General features: G+C 34.0%; 6 protein-coding genes and 1 tRNA gene. 3 read left to right on the top strand and 4 right to left on the bottom strand.

Features of this window, described 5'->3' with window-relative positions; all coding sequences use genetic code 11:
* Positions 1-44: 44 nt before the first annotated feature.
* From rseP to PHC28_RS18355, 3 genes are all read left to right on the top strand, one after another.
* Positions 45-1,388, top strand: coding sequence for an RIP metalloprotease RseP (gene rseP / locus PHC28_RS12520; RefSeq protein ID WP_300100959.1), 1,344 nt, complete (start codon positions 45-47; stop codon positions 1,386-1,388).
* Positions 1,389-1,472: 84 nt separating this feature from the next.
* A tRNA-Asn gene (locus tag PHC28_RS12515) sits at positions 1,473-1,546 on the top strand.
* Positions 1,547-1,729: 183 nt separating this feature from the next.
* Positions 1,730-1,939 (top strand): DUF3871 family protein, encoded by a 210-nt coding sequence (locus PHC28_RS18355; protein ID WP_367278031.1) that lies wholly within the window; start codon positions 1,730-1,732, stop codon positions 1,937-1,939.
* Positions 1,940-2,098: 159 nt separating this feature from the next.
* Here PHC28_RS18355 and PHC28_RS12510 read toward each other — a convergent pair whose 3' ends face one another.
* The 4 genes from PHC28_RS12510 to PHC28_RS12495 form a co-directional block, all read right to left on the bottom strand.
* Positions 2,099-3,034, bottom strand: a complete 936-nt coding sequence (locus PHC28_RS12510; protein WP_300100956.1) for a sialate O-acetylesterase — start codon at positions 3,032-3,034, stop codon at positions 2,099-2,101.
* Between the two features lie 80 nt (positions 3,035-3,114).
* The gene (locus tag PHC28_RS12505; protein WP_300100953.1) at positions 3,115-4,575 is read right to left on the bottom strand and encodes a glycoside hydrolase family 30 protein; all 1,461 of its coding nucleotides are present in this window, start codon (positions 4,573-4,575) and stop codon (positions 3,115-3,117) included.
* Positions 4,576-4,605: 30 nt separating this feature from the next.
* Positions 4,606-6,039 (bottom strand): glycoside hydrolase family 30 beta sandwich domain-containing protein, encoded by a 1,434-nt coding sequence (locus PHC28_RS12500; RefSeq protein WP_300100950.1) that lies wholly within the window; start codon positions 6,037-6,039, stop codon positions 4,606-4,608.
* 249 nt (positions 6,040-6,288) lie between these two features.
* A complete protein-coding gene (locus PHC28_RS12495; RefSeq protein ID WP_300100947.1) occupies positions 6,289-7,740 on the bottom strand; it encodes a RagB/SusD family nutrient uptake outer membrane protein in 1,452 nt (483 codons plus the stop codon).
* Positions 7,741-7,842: the final 102 nt, after the last annotated feature.

Here is a 7,842-nt window from a genome sequence, read left to right as displayed (position 1 = left end):
GAAAGCCTTACTTTTGTGCGCAATACAGAATTTAAAAACAACAAATGGAAATAGTTATCAAGCTTTCTCAATTTTTATTGAGCTTATCATTACTGATTATACTTCACGAATTAGGGCATTTTATTCCTTCGAAAATTTTTAAAACAAGAGTAGAAAAATTCTATTTGTTTTTTGATATCAAATATTCTTTGTTCAAAAAGAAAATTGGCGAAACCGAATACGGTATTGGCTGGTTGCCGCTTGGTGGCTACGTGAAAATATCAGGAATGATTGACGAAAGTATGGACAAAGAACAAATGGCTTTGCCCGCACAACCTTGGGAATTTCGTTCAAAACCTGCTTGGCAACGTTTGATTATTATGCTTGGCGGAGTTATTGTAAACTTCATTCTGGCTTTTGTGATTTATATTGGTATGGCTTATGCTTATGGCGATATGTATCTTAATAATTCTGAATTGAAAGATGGAATTGCAGTTACAAGTCCTGTTGGAGAAGAATTAGGATTCAAAACTGGCGATAAAATTATTGCCATTGATGGCGAAAAAATAGCGCATTTTGATGAAATTCCAATGAAACTCTTATTTTCAAAATCGGCTTTGATAAGTCGCAACGGAACAGAACAAACTATCCATTTCCCAGTTGATTTAATCGATAAGGTTCTTAAAGGCGAAAAACGTCCTTTTATTGGATGGAGAGAACCATTTGTAATAGGGAAAATTACCGATTCGTCAGCAAATAGTAAAGTGCTTCTCCCAAAAGATGTCATCAAATCACTCAATGGTGTATCTACACGATATGATGATCAAGTTTTAGAATTCTTAAAAACGAATAAAAACCAGACTGTTGATGCGGTTATTCTGAGAGACGAAAAGGAAGTTGCTTTAAAAATTCAAATTAACAAAGAAGGAAAATTAGGAATAACTCTAGGTTCTTTAGGCCCTAAAAGTCTTGAAAAACTTGGTTTTTATAAATTCAGCAAACAAGAATATGGCTTTTTTGAGGCTTTCCCTGTGGGAATTGAAAAAGGAAAAAACCAGTTACTGGGTTATGGTAAACAGTTAAAGGCGATTTTCAATCCAAACACTGGTGCTTATAAAGGTGTGGGTGGTTTCAAAGCTATTTTTGATATTTTTCCTAGTACTTGGAGTTGGGAAGTTTTCTGGAATATTACTGCTTTATTGTCAATAATGCTTGGTGTAATGAATTTATTGCCTATTCCTGCACTTGATGGCGGTCACGTAATCTTTTTATTATACGAAATGGTAAGCGGCAAAAAACCGAGCGATAAGTTCCTTGAGAACGCACAAATGGTTGGTTTTATACTACTTATCACTTTGTTATTGTTTGCCAATGGAAACGATATTTACAAAGCAATAATAGGGAAATAAAAAAATATAAAAATTTTATAGATTTTATTTGCTTCAAAAAAATTAAGCCTTATATTTGCACCGCTTTAAAAGTGAAACACACTTTCCTTCTTAGCTCAGTTGGTTAGAGCATCTGACTGTTAATCAGAGGGTCCTTGGTTCGAGCCCAAGAGAGGGAGCAAAAGCAGAAAGGCTATCAGAAATGATAGCCTTTTTTGGTTTCAGCCCGTAGTTCAACGGATAGAATGTGATATTGAAATTGCCAAGAAACCCCTTAGAACTGTTTTTTTAAACGAAACCGTAGATGCTCCCAAAATTAGGATTATCTCCTCAATTAAGGACAGAACTCCAAATGTTATGCTATTTACCAAAGACCTAAAAAAACACCCGAGAACTCCTTATTTAAAAGGAAGGCTTTTGTTGTTAGGACTCTAGGTTTAAATGCAAACAAATTAGCTCTCACAATTGGCGGAGTAAGAACAACAAATCAGGAAAAACTTTATAATAAGAGAACGTATGAAAAATTCAAGTTCCTCATTAGTTTTCAGAAAGAGACTTTGCTTAGATTATAGGATAAGAATACGTTTTACCCGTTAGGTGTTTTATAACTAGAGTTACCCAAAGAGGGAAATTCTTTAATAAAATCAACAATAAAATGACATTTTGGTACGGCTCAACCAAAGCCATTTACCCTTTTACCTAGTTAATAGTTTTTTTATTATACAAATTACTTAATTCGAAGACACTTTTTTAATCCTGTTGGTATTTCTATTATTCAAGAGAAAAATTTTAATTGCAAATTGTTTTCCTAAATCAATGAATCCGTTGTTATCATAATGATACCTATCTGTATATTTATAGCTGTTTGTGGTTCTTACAATAGCAACATTGGGCTGGGTTGCAGCAAATTTTTCTTGGCCATATTGTACTAATTCACCAAATTTCCAGACTTTTCCACCTTCAATATCTCCCGAATCTGATATTTTTCCGATTACGATTGGTAAATCGTTGTTTCTAAAAGTGGCTCTCATAAGATCCATTAATCTTTTCAAATTAGAATAATATTGATTAGCAATGGCTTCTGTTTTATCGGCATCACTTTCACCTTGCATCCAAATGATGCCGCTCGGAATCAATACATCTTCAACTCCATCGCCGTTTATGTCTTTTACAGCCATTGCATTATTGACTGTTTTTAGAAAATAATCGTATTGATTCATTCCTTTTCCTCCTTTGAAATCAGGTTCCCAAGCACCAAAACTGGATGTTCCAATGCTGTCAATTGAGGATCCATTTCGAGCATATTTTATAAAAGCTAGTTTTTGGTTTGGATATAATTCTTGTAGTTTTTTGGCTAACGAAAGTTCAACTCCAAATCTGTCAGAAAGTTGGTTCGTTTTTCCATCTGACGAAAAACCAGTTCCATTACCAGGCTGTAATATATCCCACTTTCCTAATCCTCCACTTACATTATTATCTCCAATAGGATTTCCTTGATAGATAAAAACATTTTTTATTTTTTTATTCAAAGAATCGGGTAGGTTTTTCACATAACCAAAACCTTGCATATTTGATTGTCCTCCCAAATAAAACACTTTGATGCTGTCTTTTTTTACTTGTGCCAGAAGCATAAAGGGCATTACAAGAAATATCAATATAGATTTCATATCGTAGATTTAAAAATTAAAAAAAAGTAAGTACAGAATTTCAAAAGGTTGTTAATGAGTTTTTATTTCGAAAACGAAGTCTAATAAACCAAGGTCTGAATTCCATGGGCTGGAATTACGACGACCGATTTTTCTGATGCCACAATTAAATTATAAGTTACACTTTTGTTAGTTTGATTCATTACAACGGTTACCATTTTTCCATCAACATTAATAAAAGAAGTACTCAATAAGTCGCTTCTACTAACCGAAGTGCTAACTCTTTTGGCATCTTTATGAATAAATTTTGAAAAATGACCGATATAATAATAACTTGGCGTGTAAATTAACTCTCCCGCATCAGTATCTGCGTGAATGGGTGCAAAGCAAAAATTACCTACGTGATTTGGCCCTCCGTTTTGATCTAAAAGAATATTCCAATCGGTCCAACCTACGGTTCCGTTATTAAAATCATTTATCATAGAAGTTCCATATCGCTCGCCATTAGCCCAAAACTGATATTTTTTGGCATCAAATTTTTCGATACATCCTTCGGTAAATAGTAATTTTTTAGAAGGGTAATCTTCATAAACTTTGCGAACATTATCATACATTGACGAACCACCTGACCAGTTTTCATACCAATGAAAACCCATTCCCCAAGCATATTTTGAAGCTTCTGGATCCGAAAAAATTACATTAGCTCTATGGGTCATCAAATCACGATTGTGATCCCAAACGATGATTTTTTTATCTCCTAAACCTTCTTTTTTCATTGTTGGACCTAAGAATTTTTTCAAGAAATCTCTTTCGGCTTCAGCAGAAAAAATGCACGATTCCCAAGTTTGAGTAGCCATTGGTTCGTTTTGTACGGTAATTCCCCAAATAGGCATTCCTTCTTTTTCGTAAGCTTTGATAAATTTTGTATAATAATTAGCCCAAGATTGATAATATTCTGGAAGCAATGTTCCTCCTTTTAGCATATTGTTGGTGCTTTTCATAAAGGCAGGCGGACTCCAAGGAGATACATAAAGTGGTAGTTTTCCGCCAGCGGTTTTAATAGCTTCTTTAATCATCGGAATGCGATATTTTCTATCGTGATCGATATTGAAAGTCTTTAAATCCTTGTCTCCTTCTTTGATATAGGTATAGCTTTCGCTGCTAAAATCGGAACTATGAATCGTGGTTCTTAATAAAGAATACCCAATTCCTTTTTCTTTATCGTAATAGGCATTCATAAATTCTTTTTGCTTGTCTTTAGGTAATTTTGCAAAAACTTCAGCACTGGCATCGGTTATTGCTCCACCAATACCTATAAACGTCTGAAAAGTTTTAGTGGGATTTACAAAAACTGAAACCTCAATTTCTAATGGTTGTTTCGATGGACTAAAAGTTAAAATATCTGTTTGGGTCAATCTTAACTTTGTACTATCTGCGCTAGTGTAAACAGTGATTTTTTTATCTTTTGCTGAAAATGATTTAGATTGCACCGTTTTTTTTTGCTGAGAAAAAGCAAAAAGAGATACCATCAAGAGTACTGTTGCTGTTGTTATTTTTTGCATAATATTATATTCTATTTTTTACTGTTTTATTTACCAGATATAAGTTGCCACCGAACCCGCTTCTAAAGAAGTGGTGACCCATTTTTCGTTGTACTTAATATTAAAAGTTTCGGCTGTATCACCATCGTTTTCTACGATTAAAACTTTTTTTCCTTCGGGTGTTTTAAAAGCGACATTTTGCAAATTTCCACTCAGGTTACTCGCTATTCTAACAGAACCCGCTGGAACAAATTTTGATGCGTGAGCAATAATATAATAGGCAACATTTCTTGTGAAATTTTGACTATTTTCGATGGTCAAGGCACCTTTGCAGGTCGTGCATCCTCCGGGAGTATTAGGTCCAAAAGAAGCATTGTTGGCTAAATTCCATTCTAATGCAGTTTTACTCCAATTGCGCATTGAACCAATGATAACATTTCTTAAATGCCATTTTAAATCACCATCAAAACTGCCTGTATTTGATGTATATTGTTCTGTGAAATAGACATTCTTATTCGGAAATGCGTCGTGAACTGTTGACAATGCACTAATATCTCCTTCATACAAATGAAAAGCTGAACCATCTACATAAGGATATGCCTCGGCATCATTTAAAATAGCTAATGGATATTCAGGTTTATTGCAATTATGGTCGTACGTGATGATTTTAGTTTTCAAATTAGCATTTTGAAAAGCAGGACCCAAATGATTTTTAATAAAATCGGCTTGTTGCGTGGCAAGCATTAACAAGCTTGGATTATTGCCGGGATGTAATGGCTCGTTTTGGGGAGTTATGGCATCGATGGTAATTCCTTCGGCTTTCATTTGCTGGATATATTTCACAAAATATTGTGCATAAACTTCATAGTATTTAGGCTGTAAACTTCCTCCAATGGAACTGTTTTTGTCTTTCATCCAAACTGGTGGTGACCAAGGCGTGGCAATTATTTTGATGTTTGGATTGATTGCCAGAATTTCTTTTAGCATTGGAATTACATCATTTTTATTCGGAGCCAAACTAAATTTTTCAAGATTCATATCGGTTTGTCCAATTGGTAAATCAATATAAGTGAAAGGCATTGCATCCAAATCGGAAGCACCGATACTAATTCTAAGATAACTTACTGAGATTGCATTTTTCCCTGAACCAAATAATTCCTGTAATAATTCTTTTCTCTTTGGAGCATTTAACTGGTTTATTACTTGAACACTTCCTCCTGTTAAAGTATATCCAAAACCATCAATAGTCTGAAATGTTTTAGATTCGTCAACTGCGATTGTAGGAAATGTTTTAGGCTTTGTTCCAAAGGGTGAAATTGCTAGTTGTTTTTGAAGTTTTACACTCTGATCTCCTTTTGTTAGCCAAAAATCCATTTGAGTTGGAGCTAAAAGAGCTGTTGTAGCTGGAGTTTTATCAGTAATGCTTTTAGACGATGAACAATTCAAAAAAAGAACAGATATGGTTAAAAGGAATAAACTCTTCATAGTTTAATGTGTAATATTTGTATTTTTATTTAATAAAAACTTTAGCATAAAAAGGCGAAAGCAATCTGATGAATATTTTTATCTGATGCGATTTTTTTATTTTCTCGAATGTCTATGGGTAAAACACTTACGGCTGACTTGACCGAATATATCTGCAATTTGAAATCAAAAAAATAATCCATCAATAAGAACAAAAATTATTTTCATAACATTTTAAACAGTTCTTATCAATGGATTAAAAAAACAAAACTAATAACCAGGATTTTGTACTAATAATGCATTAGCATCTAATTTATCTTGAGGAATAGGCCATAAAAGTCTATTTTGATTAATATTAGAGGCAAATGATAAAACAATTCCATTACCATCTTTTTGTTGAGACAACAATTCAATGGCTTTTCCCATTCTTTTTAAATCAAACCAACGATCGCCTTCGAAAGCTAATTCCATTAATCTTTCTTCAAGAACTTTATCAATGGCATCCGATTGGTTTGAAGCACTAATTGAAGCAATTCCGGCTCTTGTTCTTACTTGATTTACTAAAGTCATCGCTCCATTAAAATCTCCTTTACTTGCCAAAGCTTCGGCTTTTAGCAATAAAATATCTGCTAAACGAGCAATATAGTAGTTTTGATTACCATTGGTATCTCTCATTTTATAAGCAAAAGGGTAGTTTGTAGAAGACCAATAGGTATCAGCCCAGCCTACATTTTCTCTTGTAATAGTTGAGGCTGCTCTTTGAGTATCGCCATTATTTGTAAAAGCTTGAACTAAAGTATGAGAAGGCGCATTAAATTTTTTCCAATCTGTTCCTATAAACATAAAAGTATTCCAAGCACCGATTGGGCTACTCCATCCGTCGCCATTAACTTCCCAAATTGATTCTGCATTTCCTTCGTGTGCGCTATCAAAAAGATGATCAAATGTTGGTAAAAGTGTGTAACCTCCACCAATAACCACATCGCAATATTGAATCACTTTAGTCCAATCAGGATTTGGCATCGTAGCATATACTTTTGCAAGAAGCGCGTTGGCAGCCATTTTGTTGGCTTTAAATTTGTTAGAAGCATCAGGAGCATTTTGAATTGCCACTTGGCAATCAGCAATGATTTGTGCATAAACTTCGACAACTGGTTTTCTTGCTGGGAATAGCGCGTTGAATGCTGCTTCGAAGTTAGCACTTGAAATTGAAAAAATAGCTTCTTTTGCAATAGGACAGTCTCCCCACAATTGAACGGCTTGAAAATGATTCAGCGCTCTAATCAATGAAGCCTCACCAATCATTTCGTTTTTTCGAGTTGGATTTAAATCTGTAGCTTGATCAACATAATTGATCACAATATTACAAGTGTTTATACTATTGTAAAGGTCATTCCAATCGCCTTTCATTTGCGAATTAGTAGATAACATTTGGTAGGTTTCATATTGGAAAATGGCAGGGTTATCGGCACCCATATAAGCATTATCAGATTGTCCGTCACCAACCAAGAAGAAATCCAATTGCCAATAACCCGAGCCAAAAGTTCCGTAAACTGCGTTCATCCTAGATTCTGCAGCAGCAGCATCTTTTATCACAATACCATTATTTAGGGTAGTTGCTTCTTCCGTAATCGGCTCAGTATCCAAATAATTGGAACAAGATGATAAAAACAATATCATCAATGCCGAGAATATTTTTAAATAATTTTTAAATAATTTCATAACTATATAGTATTTATATTTTAGTATTAAAAATTGGCTTTTAGTCCAAAAATAAATGTTTTAACTTGAGGATAGGTTCCTAAATCTATACCTTGACCGATT

Origin of the sequence: Flavobacterium sp., assembly GCF_028712645.1 — a bacterium.
Lineage (GTDB): Bacteria > Bacteroidota > Bacteroidia > Flavobacteriales > Flavobacteriaceae > Flavobacterium.
This window is presented reverse-complemented; position numbering and strand designations above follow the sequence as displayed.